20 protein-coding genes are annotated in these 19,356 nt (G+C 64.5%); 10 read left to right on the top strand and 10 right to left on the bottom strand.

Going from position 1 to position 19,356, the window contains the following annotated elements; translation table 11 throughout:
* The first annotated feature begins 125 nt into the window (after positions 1-125).
* The 4 genes from AC56LU_RS04230 (at position 126) to AC56LU_RS04215 (ending at position 2,276) form a co-directional block, all read left to right on the top strand.
* Positions 126-446 carry a hypothetical protein gene (locus tag AC56LU_RS04230; protein WP_497174353.1) on the top strand — a complete coding sequence of 107 codons (321 nt, stop codon included), beginning with the start codon at positions 126-128 and terminating at the stop codon, positions 444-446.
* A gap of 10 nt (positions 447-456) precedes the next feature.
* Positions 457-888, top strand: a complete 432-nt coding sequence (locus tag AC56LU_RS04225; RefSeq protein WP_497174352.1) for an OsmC family protein — start codon at positions 457-459, stop codon at positions 886-888.
* A 201-nt stretch (positions 889-1,089) separates the two neighbouring features.
* On the top strand, positions 1,090-1,503 hold the full coding sequence (gloA, locus tag AC56LU_RS04220; RefSeq protein WP_497174351.1) for a lactoylglutathione lyase: 414 nt from the start codon (positions 1,090-1,092) through the stop codon (positions 1,501-1,503).
* Between the two features lie 188 nt (positions 1,504-1,691).
* Complete coding sequence (locus tag AC56LU_RS04215) at positions 1,692-2,276, top strand: PEP-CTERM sorting domain-containing protein (RefSeq protein ID WP_497174350.1); 585 nt, start codon at positions 1,692-1,694, stop codon at positions 2,274-2,276.
* A 74-nt stretch (positions 2,277-2,350) separates the two neighbouring features.
* On the opposite strand, the gene glf is transcribed toward AC56LU_RS04215, so the two are convergent.
* The 6 genes from glf to AC56LU_RS04185 all read right to left on the bottom strand — a co-directional run bounded on the left by glf (position 2,351) and on the right by AC56LU_RS04185 (position 8,112).
* Positions 2,351-3,505, bottom strand: coding sequence for a UDP-galactopyranose mutase (glf, locus tag AC56LU_RS04210; protein WP_497174349.1), 1,155 nt, complete (start codon positions 3,503-3,505; stop codon positions 2,351-2,353).
* A gap of 280 nt (positions 3,506-3,785) precedes the next feature.
* On the bottom strand, positions 3,786-5,162 hold the full coding sequence (locus tag AC56LU_RS04205) for a TolC family outer membrane protein (protein WP_497174348.1): 1,377 nt from the start codon (positions 5,160-5,162) through the stop codon (positions 3,786-3,788).
* Between the two features lie 52 nt (positions 5,163-5,214).
* Positions 5,215-5,538 (bottom strand): rhodanese-like domain-containing protein, encoded by a 324-nt coding sequence (locus AC56LU_RS04200; RefSeq protein WP_497174347.1) that lies wholly within the window; start codon positions 5,536-5,538, stop codon positions 5,215-5,217.
* 7 nt (positions 5,539-5,545) lie between these two features.
* Positions 5,546-6,199, bottom strand: coding sequence for a protein-L-isoaspartate O-methyltransferase family protein (locus tag AC56LU_RS04195; protein WP_497174346.1), 654 nt, complete (start codon positions 6,197-6,199; stop codon positions 5,546-5,548).
* A 260-nt stretch (positions 6,200-6,459) separates the two neighbouring features.
* Positions 6,460-7,107 carry a TetR/AcrR family transcriptional regulator gene (locus AC56LU_RS04190; RefSeq protein ID WP_497174345.1) on the bottom strand — a complete coding sequence of 216 codons (648 nt, stop codon included), beginning with the start codon at positions 7,105-7,107 and terminating at the stop codon, positions 6,460-6,462.
* 120 nt (positions 7,108-7,227) lie between these two features.
* A complete protein-coding gene (locus tag AC56LU_RS04185) occupies positions 7,228-8,112 on the bottom strand; it encodes an SDR family oxidoreductase (protein ID WP_497174344.1) in 885 nt (294 codons plus the stop codon).
* A gap of 122 nt (positions 8,113-8,234) precedes the next feature.
* Here AC56LU_RS04185 and AC56LU_RS04180 point away from each other — a divergent pair, with 122 nt between their 5' ends.
* Both AC56LU_RS04180 and AC56LU_RS04175 read left to right on the top strand, forming a co-directional pair.
* Positions 8,235-8,489 carry a YkgJ family cysteine cluster protein gene (locus AC56LU_RS04180; RefSeq protein ID WP_497174343.1) on the top strand — a complete coding sequence of 85 codons (255 nt, stop codon included), beginning with the start codon at positions 8,235-8,237 and terminating at the stop codon, positions 8,487-8,489.
* A gap of 57 nt (positions 8,490-8,546) precedes the next feature.
* A complete protein-coding gene (locus AC56LU_RS04175) occupies positions 8,547-9,494 on the top strand; it encodes a PEP-CTERM sorting domain-containing protein (RefSeq protein WP_497174342.1) in 948 nt (315 codons plus the stop codon).
* 149 nt (positions 9,495-9,643) lie between these two features.
* On the opposite strand, the gene AC56LU_RS04170 is transcribed toward AC56LU_RS04175, so the two are convergent.
* Entirely contained in the window at positions 9,644-10,054 is a 411-nt protein-coding gene (locus tag AC56LU_RS04170; protein ID WP_497174341.1) for a hypothetical protein, read from the bottom strand.
* A gap of 254 nt (positions 10,055-10,308) precedes the next feature.
* Between AC56LU_RS04170 and AC56LU_RS04165 the strand changes: the two genes are divergently transcribed.
* Together AC56LU_RS04165 and recQ are read left to right on the top strand one after the other, a co-directional pair.
* The gene (locus tag AC56LU_RS04165; RefSeq protein ID WP_497174340.1) at positions 10,309-11,142 is read left to right on the top strand and encodes an undecaprenyl-diphosphate phosphatase; all 834 of its coding nucleotides are present in this window, start codon (positions 10,309-10,311) and stop codon (positions 11,140-11,142) included.
* Positions 11,143-11,197: 55 nt separating this feature from the next.
* On the top strand, positions 11,198-13,021 hold the full coding sequence (gene recQ / locus AC56LU_RS04160; protein WP_497174339.1) for a DNA helicase RecQ: 1,824 nt from the start codon (positions 11,198-11,200) through the stop codon (positions 13,019-13,021).
* A 142-nt stretch (positions 13,022-13,163) separates the two neighbouring features.
* Here the strand turns inward: recQ and trmB are convergent, their stop codons facing one another.
* Positions 13,164-13,868, bottom strand: coding sequence for a tRNA (guanosine(46)-N7)-methyltransferase TrmB (gene trmB / locus AC56LU_RS04155; RefSeq protein WP_497174338.1), 705 nt, complete (start codon positions 13,866-13,868; stop codon positions 13,164-13,166).
* A gap of 187 nt (positions 13,869-14,055) precedes the next feature.
* On the opposite strand from trmB, the gene AC56LU_RS04150 reads away from it, so the two are divergent.
* Positions 14,056-15,180 (top strand): succinylglutamate desuccinylase/aspartoacylase family protein, encoded by a 1,125-nt coding sequence (locus AC56LU_RS04150; RefSeq protein ID WP_497174337.1) that lies wholly within the window; start codon positions 14,056-14,058, stop codon positions 15,178-15,180.
* Here the strand turns inward: AC56LU_RS04150 and AC56LU_RS04145 are convergent.
* Both AC56LU_RS04145 and AC56LU_RS04140 read right to left on the bottom strand, forming a co-directional pair.
* On the bottom strand, positions 15,170-15,826 hold the full coding sequence (locus AC56LU_RS04145) for a DUF6064 family protein (RefSeq protein ID WP_497174336.1): 657 nt from the start codon (positions 15,824-15,826) through the stop codon (positions 15,170-15,172). The genes AC56LU_RS04150 and AC56LU_RS04145 overlap by 11 nt on opposite strands.
* Positions 15,823-16,755: an aldo/keto reductase gene (locus AC56LU_RS04140; protein ID WP_497174335.1), complete on the bottom strand. Its 933-nt coding sequence runs from the start codon at positions 16,753-16,755 to the stop codon at positions 15,823-15,825. The genes AC56LU_RS04145 and AC56LU_RS04140 overlap by 4 nt, the downstream gene beginning before the upstream one ends.
* A 179-nt stretch (positions 16,756-16,934) precedes the next feature.
* Between AC56LU_RS04140 and AC56LU_RS04135 the strand changes: the two genes are divergently transcribed.
* Positions 16,935-19,352 carry a DUF3141 domain-containing protein gene (locus tag AC56LU_RS04135; RefSeq protein ID WP_497174334.1) on the top strand — a complete coding sequence of 806 codons (2,418 nt, stop codon included), beginning with the start codon at positions 16,935-16,937 and terminating at the stop codon, positions 19,350-19,352.
* The last annotated feature ends 4 nt before the right edge of the window (positions 19,353-19,356 follow it).

Raw genomic sequence — 19,356 nt, 5'->3', positions numbered from 1 at the left:
CGAAGCCGCCATGTTATCGGGTTGGTTGCAAAAAAGCATCTCGCATTGTCACGGTTCCAATTGCGCGACTGCTTCAGCAGGCCCCGGCTAGGATGATGTTTAACTGGAATACAAGGAGGATCAACATGGTTACCGAAACCAAAGACCGCTTCGTCAACACGAAGGCGCCGATCGAAAACGATGGCGTCAAGCGCCAGCCGCACGAGCGCGACGAGACCCCTGACGCGCAAGACCAGGCGCCGCGCGGCGTCATGAAGCAAGCCGCCTCGGACATGGCGCAGGGCCTGCAGAACACCGATTGCTACGGCACCAACCCGGACGGTCTCGAAAACGCCATCGATCCGGCGGCAGGGGCGACCGGCCAGGCCAAGCCGCAGCCGGACGCGAATCAATCGATGCGCCGGCACGACACCACCAACGACAAATCCGACAAGAACAACCTTTGAGAGGAAAAAGATGACCATCAAACGCAATGGCAGCGCCGTCTGGAGCGGCGGCCTGAAGGACGGCAAGGGTGCGGTCTCGACCGCGAGCGGCGTGCTCAAGGAAGCCCAGTACGGCTTCAACACCCGCTTCGAAGACGGTCCCGGCACCAACCCCGAGGAACTGATCGGCGCCGCCCACGCCGGCTGCTTCACGATGGCGCTGTCGGGCCAGCTCGGCCAGGCCGGCATGACCGCGGAGGAGCTGCGCACCACCGCCACCGTGTCGATGGAAAAGGTCGAAGGCGGCTTCTCGATCACCGCGGTGCACCTCGACCTGGTGGCGAAGATCCCGGGCGCCAGCCAGGAAGCCTTCGACAAGGCAGCCAACACGGCCAAGGAAAACTGCCCGGTGTCGAAGCTGCTCAACGCCACCATCACGATGAGCTCCCGGCTGGAAAACTAAGCGCGCATGGATGTCACCGGAAACGGTGAGCGTCCGCTATCCGTAGGGTGGGCGGCTCCGCCCGGCAGTGCGAGCCGCCAGCGCCTTTTGCGCCGCCCACGCGTTCAACCAGCCCATGCACAGCCGCGCAGACCCTGCTCTGCAAGATCCGCGCCCAACGCATAAAATGGCCGCTTTCCGTTCCACCTGAAAGACACCCCCATGCGCATCCTCCACACCATGCTCCGCGTCGGCGACCTGCAGCGCTCCATCGACTTCTACACCACCGTGCTCGGCATGAAACTGCTGCGCACCAGCGACAACCCCGAGTACAAGTACAAGCTCGCCTTCCTCGGCTACGGCAGCAACCCGGACCACGCCGAACTCGAGCTCACCTACAACTACGGCGTCGACAGCTACGACATGGGCACGGCCTACGGCCACATCGCCATCTCGGCCGACGACATCCACGCCACCTGCGAGGGCGTGCGCGCCGCAGGCGGCAACATCACGCGCGAGCCGGGCCCGGTCAAGGGCGGCACCACCGTGATCGCCTTCATCACCGATCCGGATGGCTACAAGGTCGAACTCATCGAGCGCAAGGACAATGCGGCTGGCGCCGGGCTGAGCGCATAAGGCTTGTCGAGAATATTTACATTCCGCAAGTCAATTTGTTTTTCTTAATCGCAAGTCCTTGAAGTTGCAGGAACTCTTTTTGTTGGCATGCTCCTTGCTCAGTTCTGGTACGGACTAGCGAGACGCTCGGCACAGGCAAATTCGGCCTGGCTGAATAAATAATAATCAAGCCAACAAGGACCCTGAAGATGAACAAATTGATGTTGAATGCAGCGCTGGCCCTGGCACTCGGTGCCGCCACGATGGGCGCTTCCGCCGCGACGATTTCGTATACGGCGGCCACCAATACCTGGCAATACAGCGGCTTCGAGAAAACCAATACCGGATTCCACACCTCGACGGGCAATGGCGAACTCGCCGGCGACGGCGGCACCCTCGTCGGCGGCGGCTCGCACTTCTTGTGGAATGGCTCGAGTCTCGGTGGCGGCGTCGGCACCTGGAACTGGAGCTCGTATACCGACTACTACTTCCCTTCCGGTTTCGAGATTACCGTCACCGGCGCTACCTGGACCAATCTTGAAGCCCGCGATGTCAACCGCGGCGAGGGCGTACTCGGCTACCAGCACATCGGCAATGTGGCACTGACCGGCACCCAGATCGCAGAAGGCAGCGTGTTGAATGGCACATTCACCTTCAACTCATCGGGCTTGGGCCAGTCCTGGAGCTACAGCGTGCTCGCACAGCCTCCCGGAAGCGACGTTCCAGAACCTGGTTCGCTGGCACTGCTCGGCCTCGGCGCGCTGGGCCTCATGCGCCGCCGCCGCAAGGCATAAGCGCGCATTGACGCATTAGCGACGGCGCCCGATCGGGCGCCGTTCTTTTTCGGTCCTGGCCGATCGAATACAGATTACGCCAGCGGATCGATCACGAAGGCCGGCATGCGCGCATTGCTCTTGGCGCTTTCGAGGAACTTGTCTGCCGTGGCCAGCGCCTCGTTGATGGTCACGTCCATGTCCAGGTAGCGGTAGGTGCCGAGGCGGCCGACAAACGTCACGTTCGGCTCTTCGCGCGCCACGTTCACGTAGCGCTCGAGCTGCTCCTTGTCGCGCGCCTGGCGGATCGGGTAGTAGGGAATGTCATTCTCTTCGCACTGGCGGCTGAATTCCTTGTACATCAAGGTCTTCTCGTGCTTTTCCCAAGGCGAGAAGTGCTTGTGCTCGGTGATGCGGGTGTAGGGTTGGGCATTGTCGCAATAGTTGATGACGGCATTGCCCTGGTAGTCGCCGGTATCGCGGAACACTTCGAAGTCGAGCGTACGGTACGGCAGGCGGCCTTCGGAATGCTTGAACCAGGCGTCGATCGGGCCGCTGTAGAACACGTGCGCGTAATCGCCCTTGTTGGCAGGATCGAATTTGGTGTTCAAGTGCAGGGTGATGCCCGGCACGTCCATGATCTTCTCGACCAGTTCGGTGTAGCCGTTTTCCGGCATGCCCTGGTACTTGTGGGCGAAGTAGTTGTCGTCGTAGTTGAAGCGCACCGGCAGGCGCTTGAGGATGCTGGCCGGCAGTTCGGTCGGCTGCATGCCCCACTGCTTGACGGTATAGGTCTTGAAGAAGGCCTCATACAGCTCCTTGCCGACGAAGCGCAGCGCCTGGTCCTCGAACGTCACCGGGTTCTCGATCGACTTGTCGCCCAGCGACGCCAGGAATTCCTGGGCCTCGGCAGGGCGGAAGGTCTTGCCGAAGAACTGGTTGATGGTCAACAGGTTGATCGGCAGCGTGTACACGCTATTGTTGGTGATCGCCTTGACGCGGTTCACATAGGGCATGAAGCGGCTGTAGCCGTTGACGAATTCCCAGACGCGCTCGATATCGGTGTGGAAGATGTGCGGACCGTAGACGTGCACCATGACGCCGGTTTCGGCGTCACGCTCCGAATGGCAGTTACCCGCGATGTGCGGACGCGATTCGAAGATCTCGACGGTGTAGCCCGCCTTGGCGAGCTGGTTGGCAATGACGGCCCCGGAAAAACCGGCGCCGACAATCGCGATGTTCTTTTGCATGTTGTTTTTCCTTAGGGGGATGATGAGAATTTCTGACTCCCGCACCGACGGCAACAAGGGAGGCGGACTCTGCCGACTCAGCCATAGGGGAAGTGCTTACCGTTGTCAGTTTATCAGTTTTGCAAAAAAACCCGCCTGGGCGCGACTTGTCGTGCGCCAACTATTTATTCTTGAAATCAATGACTTAGCGGGTGATAAAAAGCAAAAAGCCCGAACCAGCAAGGTTCGGGCTTTTTCACATTTCGACGCCGCAGGCCGGGCCTGCGCGGCTTTGGGCTGCTTACGGCTGCAGCAGGTTGTTCACCGCCGCCAGATCCGCCTCTTTCAGCGAGCCGGCAGCCGCCTTCAGGCGCAGGCCGTTCAGGATGGTGTCGTAACGGGCGCGCGACAGGTCGGTGCGGGTCTGGTACAGCTGGCGCTGCGCGTTCAGCACGTCGATGTTGATGCGCACGCCCACCTGGTAACCGAGCTTGTTCGATTCCAGCGCCGACTGGCTCGACACTTCCGCCGCTTCCAGCGCCTTGACCTGGGCCATGCCGCTGTTCACGCCGAGGAAGGCCTGGCGCGCCTGCAAGGCGGCCTGGCGGCGGGTCGCCTCGAGGTCGTTGCGCGCCTTGTCTTCGAGCGCGATGGTTTCGCGCACGCGGCTGGTGACGCCGAAGCCGTTGAAGATCGGCACCGTGAACTGCACGCCGATGCCCTTGTTGGTACCGAGCCCGGAACCGTTCAGGCGGCCGTGAATGTCGGTGCGCTGGGAGCTGGCCACGAGGTCGAGGGTCGGATAATGGCCGGCGCGGGTTTTCGAGATCTCGCGCCTGGCCAGTTCCACCTGCAGTTGCGACACGGTGACGCCATAGTTCTGGGCTTCGGCCGACGACACCCACGGATCGGGATTGGCCGGGGCCGGCGCCGTCAGCGTGATGCCGGGTTTCAGCGGCGCCAGGCTGCTTGGCGCGGCGCCGATGATGGATTGCAGCGTGTTGCGCTTGTTGTCGAGGTCGTTCACCGCCGCGAATTCCTGGGCGATCACCAGGTCATAGGCCGCCTGCGCTTCGTGGGTGTCGGTGATGGTCTGGGTGCCGACCTCGAAGTTGCGCTTGGCCGATGCCAGCTGCTCGGTCACCGCGGTCTTCTGGGCGCGGGTCGATTCCAGCTTGTCCTGGGCCGCCAGCACGTCGAAGTAGGCTTGCGCCACGCGGGTGATCAGGTCTTGCTGGGCCTGGGCGAACTGCGCCTCGGAGACGGATTGCTGCAGCTTGCTCTGCTGGTAGGTTTCCCAGCGATCCCAGCGGAACAGCGGCTGGGTCAGGGCGATGGTGTAGGAGGTCGTGGTCAGGGTCGAGCCGCCTCCCAGCACGCGAATCGGGGCGCCGGTGGCAGGATCGGTGCCGATGACCGCTCCCTCGTTCCAGGGCGAATCGTCGCGTTCGTTCCTGACATGGCTGCCGGTGATGCCAACCACCGGGAGAAGTCCTGCACGCCCCTGCGGAATCCGCTCCCGGCCGGCAGCCGCCGACGCGCGCGCACTTGCGTAAGTCGCATCGTTGGCGAGCGCCTGCTGGTACACCTGGAGCAGGTCGGCCGCGCCGGCGTTCAGCGAAAAGACCGCGCCGGCAACCAGCATGGCTAGAAAGGATTTGCGCAGGGGTTTCTGCATTACATTCTCCACAGGAGTCATCAAAAGTTAAGGACGAGTATTACTTCGCAAGTCAGTACTTCGGCATCGAAGGATCGACCTGTACGGCCCAGGCGTGTACCCCGCCCGTCAAATTTATTACCTTGTCAAACCCGTTCCGTTCGAGGAAGGCAGCCACCTGCATGCTGCGTGCCCCGTGGTGGCAGATGCACACGATTTCCCGGTCATCCGGGAGTTCGCCTGCGCGGATCGGCACCAGGTGCATCGGGATCTGGGTCGAGCCTGCGATGTGGCAGGTGGCGAATTCCCAGTTCTCGCGCACGTCCAGCAACAGCGGCTGCTCGGCTGCCGGGTCTGCAAGCCGGGCCGCCAGCTCGGGTGCGGTCATGTGCTGCATCGCGGCCTCAGAACTGGAAGCGCGACGGCGTCAGCGCACCGGTCAGCGGCTTGACATTGGTCTCGAAGATCTTGACCGTGTCGTAGCCGGTTTCCGAGGTACGGGTGATGACGTTGAAGCTCATCGCCGGCGCATCGCCCAGGATCACGCCCAGGCGGCCGCCCACCTTCACCTGCTGGATCAGCGCGTCCGGCAGCACCGGCAGGCCGCCCGACACCAGGATCACGTCGTAGGGCGCGCCCTTGTCCCATCCGCTCGCGCCATTGCCCTCTTCGACCGTCACGTTGGTGACGCCGGCGCGGGCCAGGTTTTCCTGCGCCAGCTTCGCGGCTTCCGGCCGGATCTCGACGGTGGTCACGTGGCGCGCCTTGTGCGCCAGCAGTGCCGCCATGTAGCCCGAACCGGTGCCGATTTCGAGGACGTTCTCATGCTTCTTGACTGCCAGTTCCTGCACGATGCGCGCTTCGACCTTCGGGTTGAACATCGCTTCGCCACCCGGCAGCGGGATCTCGACGTCCGCGAACGCCAGGTTCTCGTATGCGGACGGCACGAACCCTTCGCGCTTGACGATGTGCAGCAGGTCCAGAACGTCCTGGTCGAGCACGTTCCATGGGCGGATCTGCTGTTCGATCATGTTGAAGCGGGCTTGTTCGATATTCATCTGCGTTCTCAGTGGAAAAATAAATAATCCGATATTTTATCGTTGAACGGCCTCAGGACGCACATCTTAGCGATGGGCTGGCTGAGTCCGGGGGAAATTGCGACAGTCTGCAGTTTGGAGGGGTTGAACGCCAAAATAAGGGTGCAATGGCGCAAACGGCAACTCAGGCTGGAGAGCGTCTGACGAAGCCCATGGCAAGGCGCATCGGCGAAGACAGTACGCTAGTACGGCAAGACGATGCAACGCAGCGATGGGCTTTGTCAGGCGCTCTCCCGAGGAAGCAGGCCGTGTAAGGTGAGGTCGAGCAGGTTCTCGAGAAAGGCCTGGGGCTGGAGCTCGCTGCAGTCGCAGGGCGCCACGGCCGAGTGCCGCCACACGTTGAGCATCATCATGGGAGCGATCAGCACCTGGGTCATCCGCGGGATATCGACATTGCGGAAGTCGCCCCGGCTGACGCCGCGCTCGAGTATGCTCGAAATCATTTGCACAGTGCGGCGCATGACTTCATCGCGGTAAAACTTCGCCAGTTCCGGGAAATTCACGGCTTCCGCGAGCATCAGCTTGCCCAGGCCGGAGGCCTTGCTCTGGCCGATCTGGCGCGACCAGTTCATGACCACGTCGCGCAGCAGGTCGGCGCTGTGGCCCTCGAATTCGGCGACCGACAGCTCGGCCTTGCCGAGGAAGGGAAAGATGCTTTCGCGCACCACGGCCTTGAACAGTTCTTCCTTGTTGGTGTAGTACAGGTAAAGCGTCCCCTTGGAGACACCGGCGCGGCGCGCCACGTCTTCCAGGCGGGTAGCGGCGAAGCCGCGCTCGACGAACAGGTCAATGGCGGCAGCAAGGAGCTCCTGGGGACGGGCATCCTTCCGGCGCTCCCACCGCGGCTTGCTGTCGAGTGGACATTCCATGTTTCCGCCTAGAAACCAACTGAAGAACCACAGAATATAGACGGGGCTTGCAAGGCAGTCAAGCAATCCTTGCGTTCCGAAACTGTCAATATAAACAGGTATTTACGCCATTCCGTTAGCTCATGAGGGGCCGTAAATACGCCCGTTGGCGCGCGATGCGTAGAGCGCGCCGTCGGGGTTGCGCGGCGGGATGTCCTGCTGCTGGCGCGGCACCTGGAACACCGCCAAACGATCGGCCAGGCCGGGCGCGATTTTCTCCACCAGCACGTCGAGCTCGGCCATGACGCCGACCCGCATGGTGCGCATTGGCACCACGGCGGCATGCAGGATGGCCGCTGCCACCTCGTGCGGATCGACCTGGGGCGCAGGCAGCTTCGGTTCCCGGTCCATGTAGTTGCGTGCATGCTGGGGCAGCGGCGTGTCGACGGCGGTTGGCTCGATCAGCGTGATCGACACCGGATCGCCGTCGACCTGCTCAACTTCGATGCGCAGCGCATCGGTGAAGCCTTTCACCGCATGCTTGCTGGCCGAATACATCCCCTGCATCGGGATCGCCACCTCGGATGCCTCGCTGCCGAGGTTGATCAGGGCGCCGCCCTGGCGCCTCAGGTGCGGCAGCGCGACCAGCGAGCCGTGCACCATGCCCCAGAAATTGATGTCGAACAGGCGCCGGCTGTCTTCCTCGCACACCTGGTCGAGGCGCCCGTAGATGGTGCCGCCGGCATTATTGATCCAGGTATCGATGCGGCCGTAGCGCTCGACCGCGACCTGGGCGATGCGCTCAACGTCGGCGCGCCGCGACACGTCGGCCACGACGGCAATCGCGTCGAATCCATTGTCGACCAGCCCCTCGACGACCGCCTCGAGCACGTCGGCCCCGCGCGCGGCCAGCACGAGCTTCGCGCCCTGCTTGCCCGCTTCCTGCGCAGTGGCCAGGCCGATGCCGCTCGACGCGCCGGTGATTACCACGACCTGGCGGTTCAGGGGTTTGAGGGGACTGGACATGGGATCTCCTGCTGTGGGTGCGCAATGAATACAACGTAGCAGGAAAACCGCGGGCGACGCGCCCGCTTCGGGCTGTGCGGCGGTATACTCCCGCCCTCCTCTTTCCGTTCCCTGTTACCGCCATGCAGTGCAGAGACAACTGCGGCGCCTGCTGCACCGCGCCCTCGATCACCAGCCCGATTCCCGGCATGCCAAACGGCAAGCCGGCCGGCGTGCGCTGCGTGCAGCTGGACGAAAACCAGCGCTGTCGCATCTTCGGCCGGCCCGAGCGCCCCGCGTTTTGCGGCGGATTGCAGCCATCGAGCGAGATGTGCGGGAGCAGCCGCGAGCAGGCGATTCGCTGGCTGGATGCGCTGGAACGCGCGACCGCGCCCTGACTCTGCCGTTTCGGCAAGCCCTGTCGGACTTTCTTACACCCATGCAACGCTTCTTCCATGTTCTCCAGTGACAGGCTGCGTGGCCCGATTCATGCTTGGCCTTCCGTTGCCGTGGCGACGGTGTTCCTAGTCACGGAAAAATCAGAGACCAAGGGAGACAAAATGACTTCAACGAAATGCGGGCTTGCCCGGACATTCTCGAAGATGATGGTTCCGGCCGTGCTGGCAGGAGGCATGCTGTTCGGCGGATCCGCCACGGCGGGCCAGCTCTACTACAATGGCTTCGAAACGGACACTGCCGGCTGGACCGGCGTGACCAGGGTCCCCTCCGGGACAGGCGGGATCGCCTCGAGCGACGGCGCATTCCATGCGACTGCGGTCTCCGGCAGCTTCACAACCTGGGGCGGCTACAACTACGGCGCAGGTAACGGCGTGCCGACAACATTCCAGGAGTATTCCACGTCCCTCGACATCTATCTGAATGTCGGGGGCGGGTGGGCCAACAACACACGCTTCGATTTCTCTTCGGCCATCAATCGCGCCACTGGTTTCCACCAGCAGGATTTTGTCTTCAACGGCGGGTTCTACAACGACGCAAGCGGTCCTGGCGCGGGCACGAACCGCTTCGTCTTCAGCGCCAGCAACAACAGCCAGCCCGGCAGCGCATACGCGAAAAACCCGGACCGCGGCCCGATCGCCATCTCGGCCAGCGGCTGGTATACCTTCCAGCACCACTTTTACGACAACGGCGGCACGCTCGCGGTCGACATGCGCATCCTCGATGCGTCGGAAACGCTGATCAACTCCTGGACACTGAGCGGGGCCGCGATCGCCACCGTAGGCGGCAACCGCTATGGCTGGTTCGACTTCAGCGAGTTCAATGCGCTGGCCATCGACAACGCGGAACTGCGCACGGAGGATGCCGCCGCGGTCCCGGAACCGGCAACGATGGCCCTGCTCGGCCTGGGCATGATGGGGATCATGCTGCGCCGTAAACGCGCCTGAACGCGGTTTGGCGGGCGCCAGGTGCGCGGCTGAGCGACCGCTTGGCTGTCATCCTGGCGCGCGTCGTTGTCCGGCATGCGCCGCCAGCAAGCCTGCCTCTTTCTTTTCACGACGACGGCGCGCGCTCCCCTGCTGCCCGTATGCGGACCTTAAACGGCCTGGGCCTTGCCGCGCGCCTGCTGCACGCGCTGGAACAAGCCGCCCAGCGTCAGCCCTTCGTGCCAGATGTCGTCGAGCTTCAGGCCGTAGCGCTCGCGCAGCGCCTTCGCCAGTGCTTCCAGTTCCTGCGCGTCGGGCAGCCAGCGCGTCGGATTCACCGCGCGGTAAATGCCGAGCACTTCGTCGTCGGGACGGAAATGCAGCCGCTCGCTGTCGCGGAAGGAAAAAGATGACACGAAGACGGACAGAAAATCGCGGATATCCTTCCGCGAAGCGGTAGGAAAAGTGCTGCGCCAGGCCCGGCCCTGGCAGGGCCGGTAACGCAAGGAGGTTGGGCTTTGCCAACCGTGAAACGCTGCCCAGGCGAGCGCAGCAAGGATCAGGACAACAAAGATGCTCATGCGGTTGAGTCAGGAATACTCATGCGATTTAGTGTAGCACGCGTTGATGCCGGTGGCGCACGCGAGAATTTCAAGCGCATGTTCTTGAGCTGACCCTGCGGCAACCCCGGCGCGGTACAATCTTGCACCAGACATAGCCGGTGCGACCCCACTTGTTGTGATCATGATAAGCTTCGACCCCGCCGCACCTCCACGGAACATCCCGTCACCACCGCACCCGGCCGATCTCACCTTACGCTTACTGTTACCCCTACATGGACATTCTTCTCGCCATCAAGGCGATCATCATGGGCCTGGTCGAAGGCTTCACCGAGTTCCTTCCGATTTCCTCCACCGGCCACCTGATCCTCATGGGCAGCCTGCTCGACTTCACCGGTCCCAAGTCGGTCGTCTTCAAGATCGTGATCCAGGCCGGCGCCATGCTGGCGGTGGTCTGGGAATACCGCGAGCGCGTCGCCCGCGTGCTCACGGGACTCGGGAGCGACCCGGTCCAGCAGCGCTTCGCACGCAATGTCGTGATCGCCTTCATGCCGGCCGCCGTCGCCGGCCTGCTGTTCAGCTCGGCGATCACCGAACTGCTTTTCCATCCGGTGCCGGTGGCCATTGCCCTGGTGGTCGGCGGCCTGCTGATCCTGTACGTAGAGCGCCGCAACCGCGTGCGCGCGGTGCAGGCGCGCGTGGAGACCGTCGACGACATGAGCGCACTCGACGCGCTGAAGGTCGGCCTGGCCCAGTCGTTCGCCCTGATCCCAGGCACCAGCCGTTCCGGCTCGACCATCATTGGCGGCATGCTGTTCGGCCTGTCGCGCAAGGCGGCCACCGAATTTTCGTTCTTCCTCGCCATGCCAACCATGCTGGGCGCCACGGTGTATTCGGTCTACAAGGAGCGCGATCTGCTGTCGGCGGCCGACCTGCCGCTGTTCGGCCTGGGCTTCTTTTCGGCCTTTATCGCGGCCTTCCTCTGCGTGCGCTGGATCCTGCGCTACATCAGCACGCACGACTTCACGATCTTCGCCTGGTACCGTATCGTATTCGGTATCCTCGTACTGGTGACCGCGCACTTCAACCTGGTCGTCTGGGCCGAATAAGCAATCAATCAGCAAGTACGCAATCAATCAGCAAGTACATTAAGCAAGCAAAAGCATGACATCCGATATCGGCGCGCGCGCCCTCCACGTCCTCGAGACGGTTTTCGGCTATCCGGCGTTCCGCGGGCAGCAGGCCGACATCGTCGAGCACGTGGCCAGCGGCGGCGACGCACTCGTCCTGATGCCCACCGGCGGCGGCAAGTCGCTGTGCTACCAGATCCCGGCGCTGCTGCGCGACGGCGTGGGCGTGGTCGTCTCGCCGCTTATCGCGCTGATGCAGGACCAGGTCGATGCGCTCGAAGAAGTCGGCGTGCGCGCCGCCTTCCTCAACTCCACGCAAACCTTCGAGGAAACCCTGCGCATCGAGCGCCTGGTGCGCAGCGGCGAGATCGACCTGGTCTACGTGGCGCCCGAGCGCCTGCTGACCCAGCGCTGCCTCGAGCTGTTCGACGCCTCGCCGATCTCGCTGTTCGCCATCGACGAGGCGCACTGCGTCTCGCAATGGGGGCACGACTTCCGGCCGGAATACATCCGCCTGTCGGTCCTGCACGAGCGTTACCCGGGCATTCCGCGCATCGCCCTCACCGCCACCGCCGACCTGCAGACCCGCGAGGAGATCGCGCACCGCCTGCAACTGGATGATGCGCGCAAGTTCGTCTCGTCGTTCGACCGACCGAACATCCGCTATTCCATCGTCGAGAAGACCACCGGCCGCAAGCAGCTGCTCGATTTCATCAGCAGCGAGCACCCGCAGGATTCCGGCATCGTCTACTGCCTGTCGCGCAAGAAGGTCGAGGAGACCGCCGACTTCCTGAACGAGAACGGCATCCGCGCCCTGCCCTACCACGCCGGCATGGAGTACAGCCAGCGCGCGGCGAACCAGTCGCGCTTCCTGCGCGAAGACAACATCACGATGGTGGCGACCATCGCCTTCGGCATGGGCATCGACAAGCCCGACGTGCGCTACGTCTGCCACCTCGATCTCCCCAAGAGCCTCGAGGGTTATTACCAGGAGACCGGCCGCGCCGGCCGCGACGGTGCGCCCGCCAGCGCCTGGATGGCCTATGGCCTGCAGGATGTGGTGTTGCAGCGCCGCATGATCGACGAATCCGAGGCTGACGAAACGTTCAAACGCGTGCTGTCGATGAAGCTCGACGCCATGCTGGGGCTGTGTGAGACCTTGTCCTGCCGGCGCATGCGCCTGCTCGACTATTTCGGCGAGCGCTCCGGCCCCTGCGGCAACTGCGACACCTGCCTGATCCCGCCGGTGCAGGTCGACGGCACGGTGCCGATGCAAAAGCTGCTGTCGACGATTTACCGGGTCGATCAACGCTTTGCCGCCGGCCACGTGATCGACGTGCTGCGCGGCGCCCAGACCGAGCGCATCAGCCAGTGGCACCACGACAAGCTTACCGTCTACGGCGTCGGCGCCGACCGCCCCGAACAGGAATGGCGCGCCATCGTGCGCCAGGCGATCGCGCTGGGCTTCGTCACGGTGGACCACGATGCTTTCAGCTCGCTCAAACTCACCGACGCCGCGCGCCCCGTGCTCAAGGGCGAGCAGAAGGTGCAGCTGCGCCAGTACCAGAAGCCGGTCAAGGCCAAGCGGCCGTCGTCGCGCGCTGCCGGCAGCTACGAGGAACTGGAACTGTCGCGCTCCGAGCAGGTGATCTTCGAGCGCCTGCGCACCTGGCGCATGGGCACCGCGCGCGAGCACGGCGTGCCGGCCTATGTGGTGTTCCAGGACGCCACGCTGCGCGAGATCGCCAAGGTCAAACCCGGCTCGCTCGATGCGCTGCGCGGCGTGTCCGGGGTCGGCGAAAAGAAGCTGGTGTCGTATGGCGACGAGATTGTCGCCATCATCAACGAGATGATGTAGGTTTCGACATGGCTGCGATGGCCCGGGCTTGGCTACCGCCTGGCGCGTGACCCGTTCAAACTCAGTCCGAACAGACGCGATAGGGCCAATCCTTGGCTGCTTGAACGCGTGGGCGGCAAAGCCGCCCACCCTACGAAAAGCGTTACAACCCAGCACCAGTCCCGGTTACTTTTTTGGTAAACACCAGGTCCCAGACGCCGTGGCCCAGCTTGAGGCCGCGGTTCTCGAACTTGGTCAGCGGACGGTATGCCGGTTGCGGCGCATAGCCGTCGGCCGTGTTCTGTAGCAGGGGTTCGTTGCCCAGCACGTCCAGCATCTGCACCGCGTAGTCTTCCCAGTCGGTGGCGCAATGCAGGTAGCCGCCCGGCGCCAGCTTGTCGCACAACACCTTCACGAAGGCCGGCTGGATCAGGCGGCGCTTGTTGTGGCGCGCCTTGTGCCACGGATCCGGGAAGAACACGTGCACGCCGGCCAGCGAGCCATCCGCGATCATGTGGTTCAGCACTTCGACGACGTCGTGCTGGACCAGGCGCAGGTTCTCGATGCCCTGCTCGCCGATCTGCTTGAGCAGGCTGCCCACGCCCGGGGTGTGCACCTCGACCCCGATGAAATCCTTTTCCGGCATCAGGCGCGCGATGTGCGCGGTGGTGTCGCCCATGCCGAAGCCGATCTCCAGCACGACAGGCGCCTTGCGGCCGAAGGTTTGCTCCAGGTCCAGCTGCTCGCGCTTGTACTCGATCAGGTATTTCGGGCCGAGCTCCTCCAGCGCGCGCGCCTGCGCAGTCGACAGCCGGCCGGCCCGCGTGACGAAGCTGCGGATGCGGTGTTCGGTCGGATCGTAAAGCATGGGCCGCGCCGGGCCATTGGTGGGCGTATCAGAGGACATGGGGAGTTGGCGTAAGAGGAAAAAACGGCTGTCATTATAGCCCAGGCCAGCAGCATCGCAGCGTGCGGGGCCTTGCGGGAGGAATCGCGCATAATTATGCTTTACTACAAGCGTGCTTTCCCTATTGCCGAGCACAGGAAGCCTTCCCATGCATTCGATGAAACACCCGATCGCCGTCGACGAGAGCGTCGCCACCGCCCACCTGAGCTCGTTCCACTACGGCAGTCCGCGTGACAAGGACGGCGGCAAGAAGGTCTACATCCAGGCCGCCGTCCATGCCGACGAAGTGCCTGCCATGCTGGTGGCGCACTGCCTGCGCCAGGAGTTCGAACGGCTGGACGGCGAAGGCCGGATCAAGGGAGAGATCATCCTGGTGCCGGCGGCCAATCCGCTCGGCCTGTCGCAGGTCGTCCACGGCACGCCCTTCGGGCGCTACGACCTGAAGACCGGCACCAACTTCAACCGCGCCTACATGCACGTCGCGGACGCGCTGAAGACATCGCTCGCGGGCCGGCTCGGCAGCGACATCGACGCCAACGTCGCCCTGGTCCGCGACGAGGCGCGCCGCCAGGTCGGCACCTGGGAGCCGAAGGACGACGCCGAAACGCTCAAGAAGACCCTGCTGACGATGGCGATCGACGCCGACATCGTGCTCGACCTGCACTGCGATAACGAAGCGCTGATGCACATGTACACCGGCACGCCGCTGGTGGAAAGCGTCGAGCCGCTGATGGCCCTGCTCGGCGCGCGTGTCTTGCTGGTGGCCAAGGTTTCGGGCGGCGAAGCCTTCGACGAAGCCTGCAGCCGCCTGTGGTGGGACCTGGCCGACCACTTCGAAGGCATGCCGATTCCGCCGGCCTGCATCGCCGTCACCGTCGAACTGCGCGGCGAAAACGACGTGCGCTACGACTATGCGCGCCAGGACGCCGCCGCCATCCTGCAGTACCTGGCGCAAGCCGGCGTGCTCGATATCCCCCTGGCGCCGCTGCCCGAAACGCCCTGCCGCGCGACGCCGCTCAACGCCGTCGAGCCCCTGGCGGCGCCGCATGCCGGCGTGCTGGTGTTCCACAAGCGGCTGGGCGAACTGGTGGAAGCGGGCGAGCCGGTGGCGGACATCGTCAACCCCGTCAGCGGCCAGGTGAGCACGCTGTCGGCGCAGCACGCCGGCCTGCTGTTCGCGAGCACTGCGCACCGGCACCTGCTGCGCGGCATGCACGTCTGCAAAATCGCCGGGACCGAATCGTTCCGCTCGGGCGACCTGCTCAGCGCCTGAGCTTCCCCCACAGCACGGCGCCGAGCGCCAGCAGCGCGCCCGCCGCCGGCCACCACGGCCGCATGGCATGCAGCTCGAGCATCGTCGCGGTGCTCAAGGCACACCACAGCAGCGGAATCACCCACAGCGGCCATGGCGCGCGCCAGAACAGCAAGGCGCCGAGCGTGAGCATGGCGGTCGGGTCGGGCGCGAAGCCGAAGACCTCGGCCTGCCACCAGCTGCGGCCGTAGAACGGCGCCAGCAGCGGGTAGCCGGCCAGCGTGAGCAGCGCAATGGGGTATCCCATGCCCACGGCGGGAGTGAGCAGCGCCGGCGGCGCCGGCGCCTTCCAGGCCATCCAGGCCAGCAGGCCGGCCTGCACGAAGAACCCTGCGGCGAAGTATGGCGCGCCGGTGTTGATGTCGGCATAGCGCTGCAGTTGGTAAGCCCAGCCGACCCACAGCCAGGCCGCACACAGCAGCGCGAACGCGAGCCGTGCGCTGGCCAGGCGCCGGTGCACCATGCCGCCGACGACCACCGCGCCGGCGCCCAGCGCCAGCAGCGGCAAGGGCCACCACTCGTGGTTCATCAGTTCGAACTGGCGGTAGTAGGTGCGCGCCGAGAACATCAGGAAATCCGACAGCGAATAGGTCCACCACTCGCTCATGCCAGCCTTTCGACGTCCTGGACGATGCGGCGGCGCAGCGCGTCGTCGGGCAAGGGCCCGGTCGCGGCCAGCAGGTTCTCGCGCACGTGGGCGACGTTCGACGTGGCCGGGATCGCGCAGGTCACCGCCGGGTGCGCGACGATGAACTTGAGCAGCACCTGCGCCCAGCTGGTGCAGCCGATGTCGGCGGCCCAGCCGGGCAGGCGCTTGCCCGCCAGCGCCTGGGTCAGGTCTCCCTGCCGGAACGGCCGGTTGACGATGACGCCAATGCGCCGCTCGCGCGCCAGCGGCAAGATGCGCTGCTCGACTTCCCGGTCGAGCACGTTGTACGAGACCTGCACGAAGTCGATCGGCTGGCTCGCCATGATCTTCAGGATCTCGCCATGCCGGCGTCCCTCGGAGGTGGTGATGCCGACGTAGCGCAAGCGCCCTTCGCGCTTCATCCGCAGCAGCATGGGTAGGTGCGCCTCCCACGCCAGGAGGTTATGCACCTGCAGCAGGTCGAAGCGCGCCACCCGCCACAGGCGGCGCGAGGCCTCGAGCTGCGCGGGCCCTTCGCCTGCGGAGCCGGTCCACACCTTGTCGGCGGCGAACGGCCGGGCGGGCTTGATCTGCGCGAGCGCTTCGCCGATCACGTCCTGCGCCGAGCCGTACATCGGCGACGAATCGATGAGCCTACCGCCGCCGGCGAAGAACGCGCGCATCACGGCGGTGCAGTCGGCGCGGGCGGCGGGGTCCCTGCCGACATTGAACGTGATCCAGCTGCCCAGGCCAACCAGCGGCAGCGCTTCGCCCGATGAAGGAACCGGGCGCGTCAGGAGCGGCGCCGCGCGCGCCTGGGCGCCGGCCACCAGCGGCAGCGCAATTCCTGCGGGCAAGGCAAGCAGCGACGCCAGCAGGCGGCGGCGCGATCGGAAGGGATGTTCCATGCGGGCATTCCTCGTAAGTGAAGAAGGACAGGACGCCAGCATACCTTGCCCGGGATAGGACGATGGTCTCATTGCAGAAGGGACCGATGGGGCGAAAAATGGGTGGTCCTGCGAAGGATGCCGCAACAGCACCCTCCGGCTGAGCAAACGCTCTTCCATCCCACTTTCGAGGTTATTTCATGGACACAGCAAGGTACCTGGAACGCAGCCATGAGATCGGCACCAGCATCGCTCAGATCTATCAAAAGCGCATGAGCATCGCGGCGAAGGGATTCGGCCAGCGGGTGCAAACGGCAATGAGCGAGGCGCTGAGCGCGGCAACGGGCGCGCAAGACGACGACAAGGGCGCCGCGGTGTCGGCCGTCGGCGAGCCGGCCGCCGGATGGCCGGGCGCCGGGTGGCCGGCCATCTTCGATCCCTGGTCCCTTCAGCACTACGCGGTCGACGCCATGCAGCGTTCGATCCTGTTCTGGGACACCATCCGCCAGCGCGGCGACAACTTTCTCGAGCGCGCAGCGAAAGGTTCCGAACCGGTCCTCCACTTCGACTACGAGACCGTGCTCGACGGCCGTAGCTTCGAGCGCCCGGTGAACTACACGCTGCTGCGCATCACGCCGCCACCCGGCGTCAGCACCGACCCCGCGCGGCGTCCCTATCTCATCATCGATCCGCGCGCCGGCCACGGCCCCGGCATCGGCGGCTTCAAGGACGATTCGCAGGCCGGGGTGGCGATGCGCGCCGGCCACCCGGTGTATTTCGTCAGCTTCTTCCGCGAACCCGAACCGGGCCAGACCCTGCTCGACGTGTGCACCGCCGAGCAGCAGTTCGTGAAACACGTGCGCGCGCTGCACCCGAAAAGCAAGAAACCGGTCATTGTCGGCAACTGCCAGGGTGGCTGGGCGGCGATGATGCTGGCCGCGTCCGGTCCCGAGGATACCGGACCGATCCTCATCAACGGCGCGCCGATGGCCTATACGAGCGGCGCGTGGAGCGAAGGCGAAGGCGACAACCCGATGCGCTATGCCGGCGGCATGCTGGGCGGCACCTGGCTGTCCTCGTTCACCGCCGATCTCGGCAACGGCATCTTCGACGGCGCCCACCTGGTGCAGAACTTCGAGAGCCTGAATCCCGCCAACACGCTGTGGGACAAGTATTACAAGGTCTACAAGAACGCCGACACCGAACCGGCACGCTACCTGGACTTCGAGCGCTGGTGGGGCACCTACTACCTGCTCAACGCCGAAGAGATCGAATTCATCACGCGCAATCTGTTCATCGGCAACAAGCTATGGTCGGGCGACGTCAAGGGCGCGGGCGGCCAGGGCTTCGACCTGCGCAATATCGAGATGCCGATCGTCCTGTTCGCTTCGATGGGCGACAACATCACCCCGCCCGAGCAGGCATTCAACTGGGTGGCCGACATCTACGGCAGCACCGAAGAAATCAAGGCGCGTGGCCAGGTGATCATCGGCCTGCTGCATGCCGACGTCGGCCATCTCGGCATTTTTGTCTCCGGCAAGGTGGCGAAGAAGGAATATACGCAACTGGTGTCGGTACTCAACGAAGTCGAGCTGCTGCCGCCGGGCCTGTACGCCATGGAGATCACCGACATCGAGGACCGGGATGGAGAGCCCCAGTACGAGGTCACCTTCCACGAGCGCCGGCTCGAGGATGTCAGTGCACACCTGAACCGCCTCGGACGGGTCGACGAACAGCCCTTCGAAGCGGTCGCAGCGTTGTCCGATTTCAACCAGCGTGCCTATGAGCTGTTCGCGCAACCTTTCGTGCGGGCCATGTCCAACAACCTGAGCGCGCAGCTGCTGCGCAGCTTCCACCCGCTGCGCGTGCAGAACTGGGCGTTCTCCAGCATGAATCCATGGATGAAATGGCTCGAGCCCGCGGCGCAGGCGGTCCGTGCACACCGCCAGCCGCTCGATGCGAGCGATCCGCTGCGCCGCCTGGAGAACGCCGGCGCCCAGCTGGTCAGCGCCTCGCTCGACCTGTACCGGGGCGTGCGCGACGCCGCCACCGAAGCCCGCTTCTTCGGCGTGTACGCCAACATGTACGCGTTCTACCTGGCGGACAGGAAGCCGCAGCCGGGAGTCGAGGAGACGCTTGACGCGCGCGCCCTGCCCTTCGTCCAGGAAGCACTGGGTTCGATCGCCGAGGGCGGTTACGCAGAGGCATTCGCCCGCCTGGCCAGCCTGCGCGCGCCCCACCAGGGCGAGCTGCTGCCGCTGGCGCGGCTGGTCAAGCGCAAGGAACTGGCGAAATCCTACACCGAGTATCTGCCGGACGTGCCGCTCGACCAGTGGCGCCGCCTGCGCGGCGAGCAAGAGATCATTACCCGCTACGAACCGGAGCAGGCCATCGCCACTTTGCCGCACCTGCTGCGCGATCCCAGGGACCGCGAACGGCTGCTGAAGCTGCTCGACAAGCTGATGGTGGACGAGCGCCTCCAGGAGACGCCGCCCACGGAGGATCAACTGGCCATGGTCGACCGGCTGCGCGACATGCTCAATGGCGGGGCCGGCCACCCCGCCCGCCACAAGCGAGTCCCGGCCCCGCCGCCGTCGGGCGCCGCCCGCCTTCATTGAAAGG

The sequence above is a fragment of the Telluria sp. PB2R4 genome (genome assembly GCF_059685695.1).
The sequence above is the reverse complement of the archived record's forward strand: the minus strand, read 5'-3'. Positions and strand labels throughout refer to the sequence as shown.